Origin of the sequence: Streptomyces sp. NPDC127068 (genome assembly GCF_042724695.1) — a bacterium.
Taxonomy (GTDB): Bacteria; Actinomycetota; Actinomycetes; order Streptomycetales; family Streptomycetaceae; genus Streptomyces.
Window position 1 is genome coordinate 51,282 of record NZ_JBHXEN010000039.1, and the last position, 15,780, is coordinate 67,061.

At 74.3% G+C, this 15,780-nt stretch carries 17 protein-coding genes; 8 read left to right on the top strand and 9 right to left on the bottom strand.

The window, feature by feature from the left end; all coding sequences use genetic code 11:
• Positions 1-13: 13 nt before the first annotated feature.
• Positions 14-2,539, bottom strand: a complete 2,526-nt coding sequence (locus ACFWIA_RS23740) for a helicase-associated domain-containing protein (RefSeq protein WP_387008250.1) — start codon at positions 2,537-2,539, stop codon at positions 14-16.
• Between the two features lie 200 nt (positions 2,540-2,739).
• Here ACFWIA_RS23740 and ACFWIA_RS23745 point away from each other — a divergent pair, with 200 nt between their 5' ends.
• Positions 2,740-3,990 (top strand): hypothetical protein, encoded by a 1,251-nt coding sequence (locus ACFWIA_RS23745; RefSeq protein ID WP_387008252.1) that lies wholly within the window; start codon positions 2,740-2,742, stop codon positions 3,988-3,990.
• 124 nt (positions 3,991-4,114) lie between these two features.
• Complete coding sequence (locus tag ACFWIA_RS23750; RefSeq protein ID WP_387008254.1) at positions 4,115-4,663, top strand: DinB family protein; 549 nt, start codon at positions 4,115-4,117, stop codon at positions 4,661-4,663.
• Positions 4,664-4,696: 33 nt separating this feature from the next.
• Here ACFWIA_RS23750 and ACFWIA_RS23755 read toward each other — a convergent pair whose 3' ends face one another.
• Positions 4,697-4,837 carry a hypothetical protein gene (locus ACFWIA_RS23755; RefSeq protein ID WP_387008256.1) on the bottom strand — a complete coding sequence of 47 codons (141 nt, stop codon included), beginning with the start codon at positions 4,835-4,837 and terminating at the stop codon, positions 4,697-4,699.
• Between the two features lie 94 nt (positions 4,838-4,931).
• On the opposite strand from ACFWIA_RS23755, the gene ACFWIA_RS23760 reads away from it, so the two are divergent.
• Both ACFWIA_RS23760 and ACFWIA_RS23765 read left to right on the top strand, forming a co-directional pair.
• The gene (locus tag ACFWIA_RS23760) at positions 4,932-5,708 is read left to right on the top strand and encodes a class I SAM-dependent methyltransferase (RefSeq protein WP_387008258.1); all 777 of its coding nucleotides are present in this window, start codon (positions 4,932-4,934) and stop codon (positions 5,706-5,708) included.
• Positions 5,705-6,451 carry a class I SAM-dependent methyltransferase gene (locus ACFWIA_RS23765; protein ID WP_387008260.1) on the top strand — a complete coding sequence of 249 codons (747 nt, stop codon included), beginning with the start codon at positions 5,705-5,707 and terminating at the stop codon, positions 6,449-6,451. The genes ACFWIA_RS23760 and ACFWIA_RS23765 overlap by 4 nt, the downstream gene beginning before the upstream one ends.
• A 6-nt stretch (positions 6,452-6,457) precedes the next feature.
• Here the strand turns inward: ACFWIA_RS23765 and ACFWIA_RS23770 are convergent, their stop codons facing one another.
• From ACFWIA_RS23770 to ACFWIA_RS23780, 3 genes are all read right to left on the bottom strand, one after another.
• Entirely contained in the window at positions 6,458-7,246 is a 789-nt protein-coding gene (locus ACFWIA_RS23770) for an ABC transporter ATP-binding protein (RefSeq protein ID WP_387008303.1), read from the bottom strand.
• 86 nt (positions 7,247-7,332) lie between these two features.
• Positions 7,333-8,448 (bottom strand): FecCD family ABC transporter permease, encoded by a 1,116-nt coding sequence (locus tag ACFWIA_RS23775; protein ID WP_387008262.1) that lies wholly within the window; start codon positions 8,446-8,448, stop codon positions 7,333-7,335.
• Between the two features lie 46 nt (positions 8,449-8,494).
• Positions 8,495-9,487 carry a FecCD family ABC transporter permease gene (locus ACFWIA_RS23780; RefSeq protein WP_387008264.1) on the bottom strand — a complete coding sequence of 331 codons (993 nt, stop codon included), beginning with the start codon at positions 9,485-9,487 and terminating at the stop codon, positions 8,495-8,497.
• A 139-nt stretch (positions 9,488-9,626) separates the two neighbouring features.
• On the opposite strand from ACFWIA_RS23780, the gene ACFWIA_RS23785 reads away from it, so the two are divergent.
• Together ACFWIA_RS23785 and ACFWIA_RS23790 are read left to right on the top strand one after the other, a co-directional pair.
• Positions 9,627-10,304, top strand: a complete 678-nt coding sequence (locus ACFWIA_RS23785; protein WP_387008305.1) for an HAD family hydrolase — start codon at positions 9,627-9,629, stop codon at positions 10,302-10,304.
• A 119-nt stretch (positions 10,305-10,423) separates the two neighbouring features.
• Positions 10,424-11,455 carry a phosphotransferase enzyme family protein gene (locus ACFWIA_RS23790; protein ID WP_387008266.1) on the top strand — a complete coding sequence of 344 codons (1,032 nt, stop codon included), beginning with the start codon at positions 10,424-10,426 and terminating at the stop codon, positions 11,453-11,455.
• Here ACFWIA_RS23790 and ACFWIA_RS23795 read toward each other — a convergent pair.
• Positions 11,452-11,715: a hypothetical protein gene (locus tag ACFWIA_RS23795; RefSeq protein WP_387008268.1), complete on the bottom strand. Its 264-nt coding sequence runs from the start codon at positions 11,713-11,715 to the stop codon at positions 11,452-11,454. The genes ACFWIA_RS23790 and ACFWIA_RS23795 overlap by 4 nt on opposite strands.
• Positions 11,716-12,264: 549 nt before the next feature.
• On the opposite strand from ACFWIA_RS23795, the gene ACFWIA_RS23800 reads away from it, so the two are divergent.
• On the top strand, positions 12,265-12,756 hold the full coding sequence (locus tag ACFWIA_RS23800; RefSeq protein ID WP_387008269.1) for a GtrA family protein: 492 nt from the start codon (positions 12,265-12,267) through the stop codon (positions 12,754-12,756).
• Between the two features lie 408 nt (positions 12,757-13,164).
• Positions 13,165-13,548 carry a cold-shock protein gene (locus tag ACFWIA_RS23805; protein WP_385489543.1) on the top strand — a complete coding sequence of 128 codons (384 nt, stop codon included), beginning with the start codon at positions 13,165-13,167 and terminating at the stop codon, positions 13,546-13,548.
• A gap of 40 nt (positions 13,549-13,588) precedes the next feature.
• Here ACFWIA_RS23805 and ACFWIA_RS23810 read toward each other — a convergent pair whose 3' ends face one another.
• The 3 genes from ACFWIA_RS23810 to ACFWIA_RS23820 are packed head-to-tail and all read right to left on the bottom strand — an operon-like array spanning position 13,589 to position 15,748.
• Positions 13,589-14,485, bottom strand: coding sequence for a 1,4-dihydroxy-6-naphthoate synthase (locus ACFWIA_RS23810; RefSeq protein WP_387008271.1), 897 nt, complete (start codon positions 14,483-14,485; stop codon positions 13,589-13,591).
• On the bottom strand, positions 14,482-15,216 hold the full coding sequence (locus ACFWIA_RS23815; protein ID WP_387008273.1) for a futalosine hydrolase: 735 nt from the start codon (positions 15,214-15,216) through the stop codon (positions 14,482-14,484). Before ACFWIA_RS23815 ends, ACFWIA_RS23810 begins: the two co-directional genes overlap by 4 nt.
• Before the next feature lie 13 nt (positions 15,217-15,229).
• Positions 15,230-15,748, bottom strand: a complete 519-nt coding sequence (locus ACFWIA_RS23820) for a DUF2771 domain-containing protein (protein ID WP_387008275.1) — start codon at positions 15,746-15,748, stop codon at positions 15,230-15,232.
• Positions 15,749-15,780: the final 32 nt, after the last annotated feature.

Here is a 15,780-nt window from a genome sequence, read left to right on the forward strand (position 1 = left end):
GGCCCGTGGTGCTTCAGTCGTCCTCCGCGAGTTCCGCCACCCCCGTGATCCGGTGCAACGGGTACGTGCGGACCTCGTCCGCGGTGTGGTCGTAACCGGTGACGTAGCCGCCCTCCACCCGGACCGGGGCGATCACCCGCTGACTGGCGGCGCCCTCCGCGCTGACGTAGCCGATCCACAGGGACTGCCCGGTCATGACGGCCGCCTGCATGGTGGCCAGGGTCTCGGGCGGGCTGGTCCGCGGTAGCTCGCCGGGCTGCTCGGGCACCGACTTGCGGGGCGCCGTCGCGGCCAGGTCGCCCGCCCGCACGGCCCGCACGGCCGCCCGCAGCAGGACGTCGTCGGGGCGCGGCGGTCCCTCCGGCGCGGGTTCGGGCGGGGTGCGCGGCCCGGTGCGGTACGCATGGATGCGGGCGATCATGACGTCCCCGTCCGGGGTCTCGGCGGCCGGGGCGAACCCCATCGCGCGCAGCTGGTCCAGCAGGGTCGCCGGGTCGGCCTGGGTGGCGAGCACCGTCGGCGCGAGGCGGCGCAGCCGGAGCCCCTGGGCGCGGCGGTCCGCCAGGATCTCGCCGAGCACGCTGTCGTCGTCGCACCGCACGTACGCGGAGGCCGCCCCGATGCGCAGCTGTCCGTGCCGACGGGCCACGTCGTCGATGAGGTAAGTGAGCGGCTGGGGCACCGGGGTCCGGGAGTGCGTGGCGAGGAACGCGTGCAGGTCGCCGGCCGTGCGTCCGGCGTCCAGCGCGCGCCGCACCGAAGCGGGGGTGAACCGGTAGACCGTCGCACCGCCCTTCGACTCGACGTCCGCGAGCACCGCCAGGGTGTCCGCCAGCGGCCGTTCCAGCGGGCCCGGGGCCACCGCGGTGAGGTCGGCCTGGAGCAGTACGTGGTCCAGGGGGTGCGGGATCAGCGGGCCGAGCAGCCCGGCGGCCCGCCCCACCGCACGGGCCAGCGCATCCGCGTCGAGCGCTCCGGAGACGTCCCGTTCGTCCGGCGGGCCGAGCAGTTCGCGCCCGTGTGCGCTGAGGGCGCCGCGACCGGTGACGCCGAGGAGTTCCGCTTGGTCGAGCGTCCACCGGGCCAGCCGTCCGCGCGGGTCCTCGGCCAGCGGATCGGAGCCCGGCCCGCCGATCCGGCCGCCGGCCACCGCCGACCGGGGCGGGCGTTCCCAGCGCAGTCGGGCCAGTACGGAGTCCGGGGCCGGCGAGGTGCCCACCGGCAGTTCGGCGAGCAGCGCGAGGACCCGGTGCCGGACCTCGGGGGCGGCCCCGCGGTCGAGACCGGGTCCGAGTGCGGACAGCGCCCGGTCCTTCGGGTCGCGCCCGCCCACCAGGCCGGCGGTGCGGGTCGCGGTCAGCCAGGCGGCGGCCAGGGTCGCCCAGCGTTCGGCGGGGGGCCGCTCCATCCACTCGTCGTACGCGGGGGTGGCGGCGTACCGCTCGTCGGCCTGACCGTCCGCGGCGAGGAGCCCGGCGGTGTACGCGAGTTCGACCCAGAAGGCGGCGACGGGTTCGGACACGTCGAGGGCGACGGCCGTCCGCTTCAGGTCGCGCACGCTCAGCCCACCGGCGCGCAGCACCGCGGGGCCGCCCTCGTCCCAGTCGCGGAGCAGGTCCTCGACGGTGGTCACCGCCGTGTACGCCTGCCCGGCGGCGGTCGCGTCGACGACCTGCGGGCGGTGCTCGGCGAGGGCCCGCACCGCCGGGGCCACCGGCTCGGGGGTGCGGTGCGCCCGGCCGCCCCGCAGGTGCAGCGCGACCTCCCGGGGGAGGACGACGGTGCCGGGCGCGGTGGGCAGTAGCAGGCCCCGGTCGAGGAGCCAGCGCAGTCGGGCCGCGGGCTCGGCGGTGACCTGCCCGTACGGCGGCCCCCACACCAGCCGGTCCAGTACCTCCAGGGACGCCGCGGGGGCCTCGGCCAGCAGCGCGTCCATCCGCTCGCGGTCCTCGAACACGGCGGCGAGGGCGGCGACCGCCGACACCGAGTCGTGGGTGGTGGCCAGCCCGGCGGTCGTCACGATCTGCTGGATACGCCCGGGCGACATGCCCGCGGTGGTCTCGGCGACGGACGGGCCGAGACCGGTGGGCGAGGGGTGCTGCGGGCCGGGCGTCAGGAGTTCGCGGGCGGTGCGCACCAGCCGCAGGTGCGCGTCGTCGCCCCACAGCAGCGCCTGTTCCCGCAGGATCGTCACCGCGCGCGGCAGCGCCCGTTCCACGGCTCCGGCGCCGGGGTCGTCCTCGGGGGCGCCCGGGTCCGCGCCGCGCACCAGTCGCAGCAGGTCCGCGTAGCCGGCCGGGTCGGGGGCCACGGCCAGGGCCTCGGCGACCTGCTGGGTGAACCGGTCCAGTCGCTCCAGGGCGCGCAGCACGCTCGCCCGGGTTCCGGCGCGGGTGGCCAGTTGGGTCAGGTCGCCGGGCACGGGCGCGAGCAGGTCGGGCCGGGCCCGCAGGAGTTCGGCGAGTGAGGCGTCGTCGCGGGAGCGCAGGGCTTCGGCGAGGGACCGGGGCGGGGTGCTACCGGGGGGCTTACCGCTCATCCGGTTCACGTTACTGGGTCCCCGCGGGGCGCGACGGTTCCCACCCGTGGGTGCGTGGCGCCCCGCGGGCGGGAACCGTGGCGACGGCCGGCGGCGGGTGAACCTCGGCGTCCGCGCACCGCCGGGGAGCGCCAGGACGCCGGGCGACCCGGTACCGTCGCGCGGAGGGGATTGTCGGTGGCCGTCCCGGAGGGGACTTCGTGGGGATTGAGAGCGACCAGCTCGTCTTCGACTACCTCAGTCGAGTCGGCGACCTGGCACAACAGCACCAACTGCCGTCGTCCGCGCGGATGCGTCTCGTCGCGGACCTGCGTGACGAGATCGACCGGCGTCGGGCGAAGGTCCCGGCCGACAGTCCCGCGTCGGTGCGGCGCATCCTGTCGCGGATCGGGGAGCCGGGCGAGTTGGTGGCCCGCGCGGGGTCGGGCGACCGGTCCGGTCCCGGCGCCGAGGGCACTCCGACGGCCCTACCGGAGCAGCGGACCTCCGGCGCGGCGGCAGCGGCCGGACCTTCGCGGTCCGGTCCGGACGACCAGGGGCGTGCCGCCGCGGCCCCCGACGACCGCTCGTTCAAGAACTGGTTGTCCAAGGGCCGACCGTCCAAGGGCCGACCGTCCGAGGGCCGACCGTCCGAGGACCAGCTGACGAAGGACCAGTCGACGAAGGGTCAGGCGCCCGAGGGTCAGGCGCCCGAGGGGCGGGCGGCGAAGGGGCTGTGGCGGCTGGTGCCGCGGCCCCGCCCCGCCGGCCCGACGCCCCCCGCCGACGACCCGCGACCCGCGGCGGACGAGCCGGCCGGACCGGGGAGCGCCCACCGCGCCCCCTCGCCGCCCCACTTGGCGCCCCTGGACGAACTGGGCACCCCGGGCGGGCCCCGCGACTGGTGGCGGGTCGAGAGCAGCAGCCCGTTCGAGACGGTCGACCGCGTCCCCGGGTTCGTCGGCGGCATCGAGATCCCCGACATCCTCAAACCCCCGCCCGGCCCCGACACGGAGGACGACGACGCCGACGATGCGGGTGACCCCACGGTCGAGAAGGCGCCCGCCCAGCCGGCGGGGGCCGACCCCGCACCGGGCACGACCGCGCGCGGCGGCCGGGTCCTGGCCCTGCTCACCGGCTGGTCCAACCCGCTGCTGCTGGTCGCCGCAGCCCTGTTGGTGGTCGGCGCACTGGCGGGCAACCTGCTCGCGCTCGGTGGCGGCTGGGCCCTCGCCTGGCTCTCCAAGCGGCTCACCCCCGCCGAGTCCAAGTTCGCGGTGCTCTGGATTCCCGGGCTGTCCCTCGCCGGTGGCGTGACGTGGCTGTGGGGCCGCGCCGCCGGGCACTGGGGTCCGGAACTGGTCGAGGAGCGCTTCGACCAGGCCATCGGGGACGCATGGCCCTGGGTCCTCAAGTCCGCCGCCTTCGCCAGCGCCGTGTTCCTCGTCTGGCGCTCCCAGCGGAGGTCGTGAACGGGACCGTCGCGCTGTCTCGTCGGACCTTCCGGTGCGGGGCCGCCGACCCGCTGGTGCCGGGTCCGATGTCAGTGGTGCCTGCCAGACTCGGCCCGTCCCCGGCCAGGAAAGCAGGCAGATGATGAACGACACCGCTGTCCCCCAGCACTTCGCACCCCGATGGAACGGCGACACCCGCCCGACCCCACCGTCCGTCGGCGGCGAACGGGAGACCCTGGTCGCGGTCCTGGACTGGCACCGGGCGACCTTCGCGCTCAAGTGCGCCGGCCTGTCCCCGGAGCAGCTGTCCGAACGGGCGGTGCCGCCGTCCGGCCTGTCCCTGCACGGCCTGGTGCGGCACCTGGCCGGCGTCGAGCGCTGGTGGTTCCGCATCCAGTTCGCCGGCGAGGACGTTCCGCTGCTCCACTACTCCGACGACGACCCCGACCAGGACTTCGACCGTCTGGAAGGTGACGTCGAGGAAGCGTTCGCCGGCTGGCGGTCGGAGTGCGAGCGCTCCCGGCAGATCACGGCCGCTGCCGCGTCGCTGGACGAAACGGGGACCCGCAAGGGGACCGGCGAGCCGATCTCCCTGCGTCGGATCATGGTGGACATGATCGCCGAGTACGCACGGCACACCGGCCACGCCGACCTCCTGCGCGAACGCATCGACGGCTCCACCGGAATGTGACCCGACGGGTAGCCCCCGGCTCGGTCTTGAGTCCTAGTGGACGGGGCGCCAGTCCTCCAGCGCGTCGTCCAGGAACGGGTCCTCGGGGCAGTCCCAGACCAGACAGCCCCACACCAGCCCGGGCACGTCCGGGCCCATGGCGTCGGCGGGCCCTTCGGCGAGCGTGCGGTGCACCGCTCGGCGTCGGCAGCGGCGATGGCCTGCGAGAGGTCCCGGCAACCGGCCCGAACTCCGCCGCACCCGCGCCCGGTGCGGCTACGGTCGCAGGATGCGAGACGACCCCTCCGCCCCGGGCACCCCGAACGACCCCGACGCGCGCTACGAGCAGGCGTTCGCGACGTTCCTCGCGCACACCGACCAGAAGCGGAAGGCCCGCGCGCACCTGGACCGGGTGGTCGCCGGGCTTCCGCACCGCCGGGTGCTGCTGGACGCCGGAGCGGGGGACGGCGGGACCACCGCCCACCTGAGCGGGCAGTTCTCGCGCACCATCGCGATCGAGCCCAACCCCCGGCTGCGCACCCGACTGGCCCGCCGGGTGCCCGAGGCGCTGGTCCTCGCCCGGACGATCCTGGACGCCCGGCCGCCCGAGGCGGCCGACCTCGTGCTGTGCGCGCACGTGCTCTACCACGTGCCCGCGGACCAGTGGCCCGCCCATCTGCGCCGGTTGGCCTCCTGGACGACCCCCGAAGGCACCTGCCTGGTCGTGCTCCAGAACCAGGACAGCGACTCCCTGCGCATGCTCCGGCACTTCGGCGGGGCGACGCCGGACCTCGTCGGCACCCTGGCGGGCCAGCCCACCGACACCGGCGTCGACATCGTCTCGGTGGACACCGTCGAAGCGCACGTGCGCACCCCCGACCTGGGCACCGCCGTCGAAGTGGCATCCTTCATGCTCGCCCACCTGCCGGCCACGCCCACCCCCGAACAGGTCGAGCAGTACGCACGGGCCCACTTCACCACCATCGACGGCGGGTGCGCCTTCAGCTGCACCCAGGACTTCGTCCGGATCGGTCAGCCCCGGACGGGACGGGAGAACCCCTCGTGAGCAACCAGTACGACGACATAGGTGACAAGTACCGGTCCTTCAAGGACGTCTCCACCGGCGCCGAACAGGCACACGTCACCGCGCTGCTCGGCGACGTCCGTGGTCTGCGGGTCCTCGACCTGGGGTGCGGCCACGGGCACTACGCCTCCCGCGTCAGGGAGCTGGGGGCGGCCCGGGTCACCGGAGTGGACCTGTCCCCGGAGATGATCCGGCTCGCCCGCGAGGCACTGCCGGAGAACGCCACGGGCATCGACTTCCGGGTGGGTGACGCCGAAGCCCTCGGGGCCATCGGCGAGTTCGACGTCGTCCTGGCCGTGTGGCTGTTCCCCTACACCGACTCCTTCGAGGCGCTGCGGGGCATGATGGCCACGATCGCCGGCAACCTCGTTCCGGGCGGCCGGCTGGTCGCCGTCACCGCCCACCCGTCCTTCGCCCTCGACCGGCAGGACTGGGAGGCGTACGGGCTGCGCACCCTGTCCCACACCGCGCTGCCGCGCCGTCACCGCGTGACCTCGGCGCTGCTCGCACCGGCGGGCGAGATCGTGGTCGAGTCCTCCCTCTGGGAGGAGGACGTGTACGCCGAAGCAGCCGCCGCCGTCGGGCTGTCCGACCTGCGGTGGTCCGTTCCGGCAGTCCTCGACGGCGACCTGAGGGAGCGCGGCTCCGAGTACTGGGACGCCTTCCGGACGAACCCCTTCATCGCCGCCCTCACCGCCCGCCGGGACCCCGGCGAAGGCGTGTAGGGGCGGTCAGGACTCCGGCGGGCTCCAGGGGAGGCCGGGCACCACCAGCGGTGAACCGGTGACCGGATCGGGGACGACCGTGCAGTCGAGCCCGAACACCTCCCGCACCAGCTCCTCGGTGACGACCTCGGCCGGGGCGCCCTCCGCGACGACCCGTCCCGCCTTCATCGCCACCAGGTGGTCCGCGTACCGTGCGGCCTGGTTGAGGTCGTGCAGCACCACGACCACCGTCCGGCCCCGTTCGTGGTTGAGCTGGCGCACCAGGTCGAGGACCTCCACCTGGTGCGAGATGTCGAGGTACGTCGTCGGCTCGTCCAGCAGCAGCAACTCGGTGTCCTGGGCGAGGGCCATCGCGATCCACACCCGCTGCCGCTGCCCGCCGGACAGCTCGTCGACGGCGCGTTCGGCGAGCGCGGCGACGTCCGTGCGCTCCATCGCCTCGCGCACCGCCCGCTCGTCCGCCTCGGACCACTGCTGCCACCACCGCTGGTGCGGCTGCCGGCCCCGTCCCACCAGGTCGGCGACGGTGATGGCCTCCGGCGCGACGGGCGTCTGCGGGAGCAGTCCGATCTGCTGGGCGATCCGCTTGGTGGGCAGCTCCGCGAGGGCGGTGCCGTCCAGCAGCACCGAACCGCCGCTGGGCTTGAGCAGACGGCCCAGGGCGCGCAGGGTGGTGGACTTGCCGCAGGCGTTCGGCCCCACGATCACGGTGACCTCGCCGTCGGGGATCGCGAGGTCCAGCTCGTGGACGACGGTGCGGTCGTCGTAGGCGAGCGTCAGCTCACGGGCCCGCAGCCGGGCTCCCGCGTCCTCGGCGGCCGGCGCGGCGGAACCCCGGGCGGGGGAGGGGGACTGCTTGCCGGTCAGGGACGGTGACTGCGTCACGAGGTGCCTCCACTGCGGCTGCGGATGATGAGCCAGATCAGGTACGGGGCGCCGACGGCCGCGGTCAGCACGCCGACCGGGAGTTCCGTCGGCGCGAACAGCCGCCGGGCCAGCAGGTCCGCCGACACGACGATGACGGCACCGAGCAGCGCCGAGCACAGCAACGGGATCTGTGCCGTGCGGGTCAATCGGCGGGCGATCTGCGGGGCGAGCAGTGCCACGAAGTCGACCGGTCCGGCCGCTCCCGTCGCCACCGACGCCAGCACCACGCCGAGCGCCACCAGGCCGAGCCGCACCCGGCCGAGCCGGACGCCCAGGGCGGTCGCCGTGTCGTCGTCGACCCCGACCCGGCGCTGTGCGTGGGCCGCCCACAGCACCGCCGGCAGCAGCACCAGCAGCGTCCAGCCGAGCGGCGCCACCTCCGACCAGCCCCGCCCGTTGAGGGAGCCGGTCATCCACACCTGGGCCTGCTGGGCCACCAGATGGTCGCTCTTGGTCATGAACAGGCTCGTCAGCGAACGCAGCGCCACCGCGAAGCCGATGCCGATGAGGACGAACCGGGTGGCGTGGAGACCGCCCCGCCAGGCGAAGAGGTAGACGAGGACGGCGGCGAGGATGCCGCCGGCGACGCTCAGGTACGGCATCACGGTGTACGAGGTGATGCCGAACGTCATGGCGCCGACGGTGACGGCCGCGGCGCCCTGGCTGACCCCGATGATGTCCGGGCTGGCCAGCGGGTTGCGGGCGACCGTCTGGACCAGTGCCCCGGCGATGCCGAAGGCGGTGCCCACCAGGAGGCCCACCACCAGGCGCGGGGCCCGCAGCGTCTCCACGACCAGCTGGTGCGCCGACGGTTCGCCGCTGAGCACCCGCAGCACCTCGACCGGTGCCACGAAGGACTCGCCGACCGACAGGTAGAGGACGGACACCGCGGCGAGCAGCACCGCCAGTCCCGCGGCGGCGGCGACGGCCCGCCGGTGCACCAGGAACGAGGCGTGCGCGCCGAACCGGACGGGGGTGTACCCGGCGGGGCGGGTGATCCCCCGCGCGGGGAGCGCGACCGGGGCGCCGTCCGGGGTCGCGGGGGTGCCGTCCGCGGTGCGGAGCTTCATCGGCGTCTCGTCTCTCGGGTCGCTCGGCGGGGTTCGGCCTGCGGGTTCACGCGGCGACCGCCTTCCTACGGACCAGGGTGATCAGGAACGGCACGCCGATCAGGGCCGTCATCACCCCGACGGGGACCTCGCTGGGCGGGAACACGATCCGCCCCACGGTGTCCGCGACGAGGAGCATCGCCGGACCGAGCAGCGCCGACATCGGCAGCAGCCAGCGGTGGTCGCTGCCGACGATCGCGCGGGCCAGGTGCGGCACCGCGAGGCCCACGAAGGCGATCGGGCCGGCCGCCGCGACGCCCGCGCCGGTCAGCAGGGTCGCGCCGAGCCCGGCCACCACCCGTACCTTCCCCACGTTCTGCCCGAGGCCCTTCGCCACGTCCTCGCCGAGCGCGAGCGCGTCCAGGCCGCGGGCCGTCGCGATCACCAGAATCGTTCCGGCGAGCAGGAACGGCCAGATCTGACCGATCAGCTCCGCGTCCCGGCCGGACAGCGAGCCCACCTGCCAGAACCGGAACTCGTCCAGTGCGGCGGCCCGGGTGGTGAGCACCCCGGTGAGCACGGAGACCAGCAGGGCGTTGAGTGCGGCGCCGCCCAGCGCGAGTTTGATCGGGGTCGCACCGCCCCTGCCCCGGGCCGCGATCGCGTACACGGCGACGGCCGCGATGCCCGCGCCCGCGAACGCGAACCACACGTATCCGGTCAGGGTGTGCACCCCGGCGAACGCGATCGCCAGCACCACGCCGACCGAGGCGCCCTGGCTGATGCCGAGGATGCCGGGGTCGGCGATCGGGTTGCGGGTGATGCCCTGGAACGCGGCGCCGGCGAGCGCGAGCCCCGCGCCGACCATCAGGCCGACGACGGTCCGCGGCACCCGCAGTTCCCGGACGACCACGGCGTCCTCGCTGGACCCGCCGTTCAGCAGGGCGTCGAAGACCAGCGACGGGGCGATCGCCCGGGCACCCACGGCGAGGCTCAACACCACCGCGAGCAGCAGGACCGCGGCAGCCGCGAGCATCGCGGCGACACGTCTGACCGACATGAGCGGGCACTCCCGTGGCTGCATGGGTTGGTTAGGCTTGGCTAAGTGTAAGGGGCGGTGTTTTCCGGCCGTACGGATGGTGGTCGGCCCGCCCGCCCGGTTCGCCGCCGGCGCCGTCCCGGTCGCCCGGCCGGGCACAATGGAGTGCGTGACTTCCGCGACGCGACACCCCGGACGACCCGAATCGGCCACGACCGGCGACCCGGTGGACGGCGCCCCGCTCGTCGTCGGATTCGACCTCGACATGACCCTGATCGACTCCCGGCCCGGCATCAAGGCGTGTTACGACGCCCTCGCCGCGGAGACCGGCGTCGCCATCGACACCGCGCTCGTCGTCAGCCGACTGGGGCCGCCGCTCGTCGAGGAACTGGCGAACTGGTTCCCGGCACCGCGGGTCCCGGAGATCGCCGACCGCTACCGGGCGATGTACCCGCAGTGGGCCATCGAACCGACCCTGGCCATGCACGGGGCGCGGGCGGCCGTCGACGCGGTGCGCGCGGCGGGCGGCCGGGCGGTGGTCGTCACCGCGAAGTGGGAGCCGAACGCGGTGCTCCACCTGCGCCACCTGGGGATCGACGCCGACGCGGTGATCGGGGACCTGTGGGCCGAGGGCAAGGCCCGGGCCCTGCGGGAGCACGGCGCCGCGGTGTACGTGGGCGACCACGTCGGGGACGTGCGGGGGGCCCGGGCGGCGGGCGCGGTGTCGGTCGGGGTCGCCACTGGCCCCTGCTCGGCGGCGGAGCTGCGGGACGCCGGCGCGGACGCCGTCCTCGCGGACCTCACCGCCTTCCCCGCCTGGCTCGCCGACCACGGCTGACGGCGCGCGGACCCGCGGGGGGCGCGGGTAGGGGGCGCCGGGGGAGCGCCGTGGGGGCACCGCGGGGGCGCGCAAAAAACGATTGCTCGGGGCCGTCGCGCCATGGGCTGATGGCATCCATGATGCCTCTCGTAGAGATCAACGACATGGCCCACGCCGTGGACGACGACACCTGGTGCAGCCCGGTCGCCGACGCGGTGGCGCACCACTGGGGGTGCGAGCCGGGGGCCGCGAAGTGGTGGCGCTCCAGCGCCTCCCACGTCTTCGTGGTTCCCGAGATGCCGGGCACCGGACTCCGCGCCTATCTGCGGTTCGTCCCCGCCTCCTCCCGGGCGTTCGACCGACTGGAGGGCGTGGCGGAGCTGATGGACCGGCTCGCCGACCGGGGGACCGCCGTGGTGCGCCCGCTGCGGACGACGTCCGGGGAACGGGTGGCCACCGTCGAGACGCCGACGGGCACCGTGCGGGCGATGTGCGTGCCGGCCGCCCCCGGGGAGGAGACCGAGGCCGACGACCTCAGCCGGGACCGGGCCCGGTGTTGGGGCGCCCTGCTCGCCGAGGTGCACGACAGATCCGTCGACCTCGGCGGCGGGCTGCCCGACTTCCACGCCGCGCTGCCGCGGGCCGGCGAGCTGTTCGGGGACGACACCGCGCTCGTCGGGGCCGTGGAGACGCTCTGCGCCCACCTCGCGGAACTGCCCCGCGACCCGGCGCGGTACGGGGTCGTCCACGGTGACTTCGAGTTGGACAACCTCGCCTGGCGGGGCGACCGGGCCACGGCCTTCGACTTCGACGAGGCGGCCCGCTCCTGGTACGCCGCCGACATCGCCTCCGCGGTACGGGACCTCACCACCGCCGGCGAGGCGGGCTCGGCCCGGCACGCGGAGCGGCTGGACGCCTTCGTCACCGGCTACCGGACGGTGCGCCCCCTGTCGGACGACGACCTCGCGCTGCTGCCCCTGTTCACCGCGGCGAACGCCGCCCTCGGCCTGGTCGGGCTCCACGGGGTCCTGGACGCCCCCGACGACGGTCGCGAGGACAAGCTGAGCGAGCTGCGCCGCAACCTCCTGGCCTACCAGGCCGAACAACGCGCGACGGTCCTGACGGTCACGGCGGGCCTGGTCCCGGCGGGGGCGGGCGGCCCGGGCTAGCGGGGTGCGCCGGCGGTGTGGGCGCGGGCCTGACTGCGCTGGGCGGCGACGGTGCGCAGCACACCGGCGCCCGCGATGGCGAAGCCGACCCCCATGAGCATGCTCAGCCAGAACATGTACGTGGGGAACGGGGTCGTCCCGAGGAAGAGGGGGGCGACGGTCACCAAGGTGGCCGCCGCGCCGAAGAAGAAGACGATGGCACCGGCGCGGACCAGTCCGTCGCCGGGTGCCGTGGAATTCGCTGGGGTTTCGTCGCGCACCCCACCAGGGTAGTTCCCCCCGCGGCCCCACGGGGTGCGCTGCTCTCTGCGGGTGCGTCTTGCCGAGGGTGCGCTGCTCTCTACGGGTGCGCTGCGGTCACCCGCGCAGTTCCCCGCGCCCCTCGGGTGCGCCCTGGCGGGCGTGCGCTGTCCTGTGCGGGTGCGCTGCGGTTACCCGCGCAGTTCCCCGCGCCCCTTGGGTACGCCTCCCTCGGCGTGCGCTGTCCGGCGGGGTGCGTCCCGGTTTCGCGCAGTTCCCCGCGCCCCTATCGGGGTGCGTTCCGCTGGGCGTGCGCTGTCCGGCGGGGGACGGGCGGATCTCTGACGGGGTGGCGTGCCCCGACAGGGGCGCGGGGAACTGCGCAAAACGACCGCACACCTGCACAGGGACAACGCACACCCGCCGGGACGCACCGATAGGGGCGCGAGGAACTGCGCGGGTGACCGCAGCGCACCCCGCGGGACAGCGCGCCCCGCCAACCCCCCCAAAGCCCGCGCAGCACTTAGCATGCGTTCCCCACGACCGAATCGACGGGGAGGCTGTGCACGATGGGGAACGCGCCATCCGGACGCCGACGGAGATTCGGTTCGCTGGGTGCCGAGATCATCCGATTTGGTACGGTCGGGGCCTTCGGATGGATCGTTGACGTAGCGGTTTTCAATTTCTGCCTGCACGTCCTGGAACTCCAGCCCGTACGGTCCGGGGTGATGGCTTCGGCGGTGGCGATCTGCGTCAACTACCTGGGAAACCGGAAGTGGACGTACCGCGACCAGAGCGACGGTCGGCGCACCCGTGAAGTGACCCTGTTCTTTGTTTTCAGCTTTGTGGGAACGGGAATTCAGAACGGCGTTCTGGCTGTTTCCCACTACGGCCTGGGCCACACGTCCGCACTGAGCGACAACCTCGCGAAGAACGTCATCGGGCTGGCGATGGCGAGCCTGTTCCGGTTCTGGGCCTACCGGACCTGGGTGTTCCGGACGCCCGCCGAAGCCGCGGTGCGGCAGCCTGAACCGGCCAACTCCTCCGCACCCGGCCACTGAGCGGAATGCGGGCCCGGTCCCCGGTCGCAGCGCACTCCGGCGCATTCCCCCTCCGCCCCGCGCGCAGGGCCCGCCCCATTCCCTTCCGTGCGCCGGCTCCGTCGGCCCGGTCCCCCGGCCGCCGACCCACCCGGTGTTCGAGGTCGCGCCGTGTAGGAAGCGGGTCCCCCGGCACGCAGCCGAGGTGTTCCGCGCGTGGTCCGCGGGACGGGCGAACAAGGCGGGCTATCCCGAGAACCGGGTATTCCGCAAGCCCGCCGGACGGACAACGGCTGAAACCCTTCACGCCCCCCGAGCCCTTACCCGATCAGGTGGCGGTTCTGGCTGTTTTCTCGGGTGATCGAATGGGGAGAGCCCCGGTAGGCTGGTCCAAACGTTGGCCTTGTGGAGCGGAAGTAGGTGTGTACTTTGCCGACTGGCAAGGTCAAGTGGTTCAACAGCGAGAAGGGCTTCGGCTTCCTCTCCCGCGATGACGGCGGCGACGTCTTCGTCCACTCCTCCGTACTGCCCGACGGGGTCGACGCCCTCAAGCCGGGCCAGCGCGTCGAGTTCGGTGTCGTGGCCGGTCAACGCGGCGATCAGGCCCTGTCCGTGACGATCCTCGACCCGACGCCGTCCGTGGCCGCCGCCCAGCGCCGCAAGCCGGACGAACTGGCCTCGATCGTGCAGGACCTGACCACCCTGCTGGAGAACATCACCCCGATGTTGGAGAAGGGGCGCTACCCGGACAAGGCGTCCGGCGCCCAGATCGCCGGACTGCTGCGGGCGGTCGCCGACCAACTCGACGTCTGACCGACCCACTCGACGCCCGGTCGGCTCCCGCCGACTCCGGTCAGGGGAACGCCAGCGCGTCCGGGCCGAGCGGCGGTACGAGTCCCTCGGCCGCCGCACGCGTCAACAGCGCCCGAACCGCCGCGTACCCCTCGTCCCCCAGGTCGGCGGTGAACTCGTTGACGTACAGCCCGATGTGCTGGTCGGCGACGGCCGGGTCCATCTCCTGCGCGTGCGCGAGGACGTAGTCACGGGACGCCGACGGGTCGTCCCAGGCGGCGCGTACGGAGGCCCGGGCCGTCTCGGCGAGGCGGCGCAGCACCGTGCCGCCCAACGCCCGCTTGGCGATGATCGCGCCGAGCGGGATCGGGAGCCCGGTCGTCGCCTCCCAGTGCTCGCCCAGGTCGACCGCGGCGTGCAGCCCGTAGTTCCGGTACGTGAAACGGGCCTCGTGGATGACGAGCCCCGCGTCGACCTCGCCGTCCCGCACCGCCGGCATGATCCGGTCGAACGGCATCACCACGACCTCGCCCACCCCGCCGGGCACCTGCTCCGCCGCCCAGAGCCGGAACAGCAGGTACGCCGTCGAACGCTCGCTCGGTACCGCGACGGTGCGCCCCGCGAGGTCCGTACCCGGTTCCCGGGTCAGCACCAGCGGACCGCAACCCCGGCCCAGCGCCCCGCCGCACGGCAGCAGCGCGTACTCGTCCAGCACCCACGGCAGCACCGCGTACGACACCTTCAGCACGTCCGACTCGCCGCGCTCGGCCATGCCGTTGGTGACGTCGATGTCGGCGAACGTGACGTCCAGGGCCGGGGCGTCCGGCAGCCTGCCGTGCGCCCAGGCGTCGAAGACGAAGGTGTCGTTGGGGCAGGGCGAGTAGGCGATCCGCAGCGGTACGGGGCCCGTCGATCCCGTCGGTGCCGGGTCGGCGGGGTTCGTGATACCGGTCGTCATGCCTGTTCCCAACGCTCCAGGGCCGGCGCGCATTTCCCGAACGCCGTCGTCAGCGCGGCCAGCGCGTCCCCGATCCGCCAGGCGTCCCGGTCCCGCGGGCCCACCGGGTTGGAGACCGCGCGGACCTCCAGGACCGGACGCCCGTGCGCGGCGGCGGCCTCGGCGACCCCGAAGCCCTCCATGGCCTCGGCCAGCGCCCCGGGGTGCCGGGCGCGCAGGGCGGCGGCCCGGCCGGCGGACCCGGTGACCGTGGACACCGTCAGCACGGTCCCCGCGGGGCAGCCGATCGCGGCGGCGGCCTCCCGGACCAGGTGCGCGGGCGGCAGGTGGGTGACCGTGCCGAAGCCCAGCGCGGTCACCGGCAGGAAGCCGTCCGGATCGTCGTCGCCGCCCTGCGCCCCGAGGTCCGCGACGGTGATCGCGTCGGCGACGACCAGGGAGCCCACCGGGGCCAGCGGGACGAAACCGCCCGCGATCCCGGCGGACACCACCAGGTCGTAGGGGGCGCCGTCGAGGTCGGCGGCGGTCAGGGCCGAGGCGGCGCCGGTCGCGGCGGCGGCCGGGCCGACGCCCGCGGCCAGCAGGTCCCAGCGGGCGCCCGAGGTGGTGATCCGACGCAGTTCGGCGCCCGGCACCCGGACCTCGCGCTGCTCGGACAGGAACGCGAGGGCCACCGCGTCCCGCTCGGCGGGTACCGCGGTGGCGACCAGGACGCGGACGGGCCGGGTCATCGTACGAACGCCGTCACTCGGCCTTCTTGAGGCGGAACGACCACAGTCCGGTCACCTTGTTCTCGCCGCCCTGGGCGATGCTCACGGTGGTCGAGGTGCCGCCGCTGGCGCCGTACTGCTCGTTGAAGAAGACGCTGCCGGGGACGGCCAGGTACGTCTTCTTGGTGTAGTCGGTCAGCCGCTGACCGTCCAGGAGGACCGTCCACTCCTTGTCGGCGATGCCCACGTCCACGCCGAAGCGGACGGTCTCGTCCGGGTCGACGGTGATGGACTCGACGTCCTTGTCCTTGAGGCACTCCGCCACCTCGGCGGGCTTGATCGCCTTGCCGTCCTGGTAGCAGACCGCCTCCGAGTTCACGGACTCGTCCCCGACGGTGACGGTGGCGACGGCGGTCGGCTTCTCGCAGGCCGACAGGACCAGCAGGCCGGCACAGACGACGCCGGTGACGGCGACGGCCCGGCGGTACCGACGGGGGCGCTCGGCGACCGGGGCTGACTTCAGGTGCGGCTCAGCCGCGGACAGGGACGTCATGGCGGAAAGGCTAGCGGGCGACCCGTACGCGT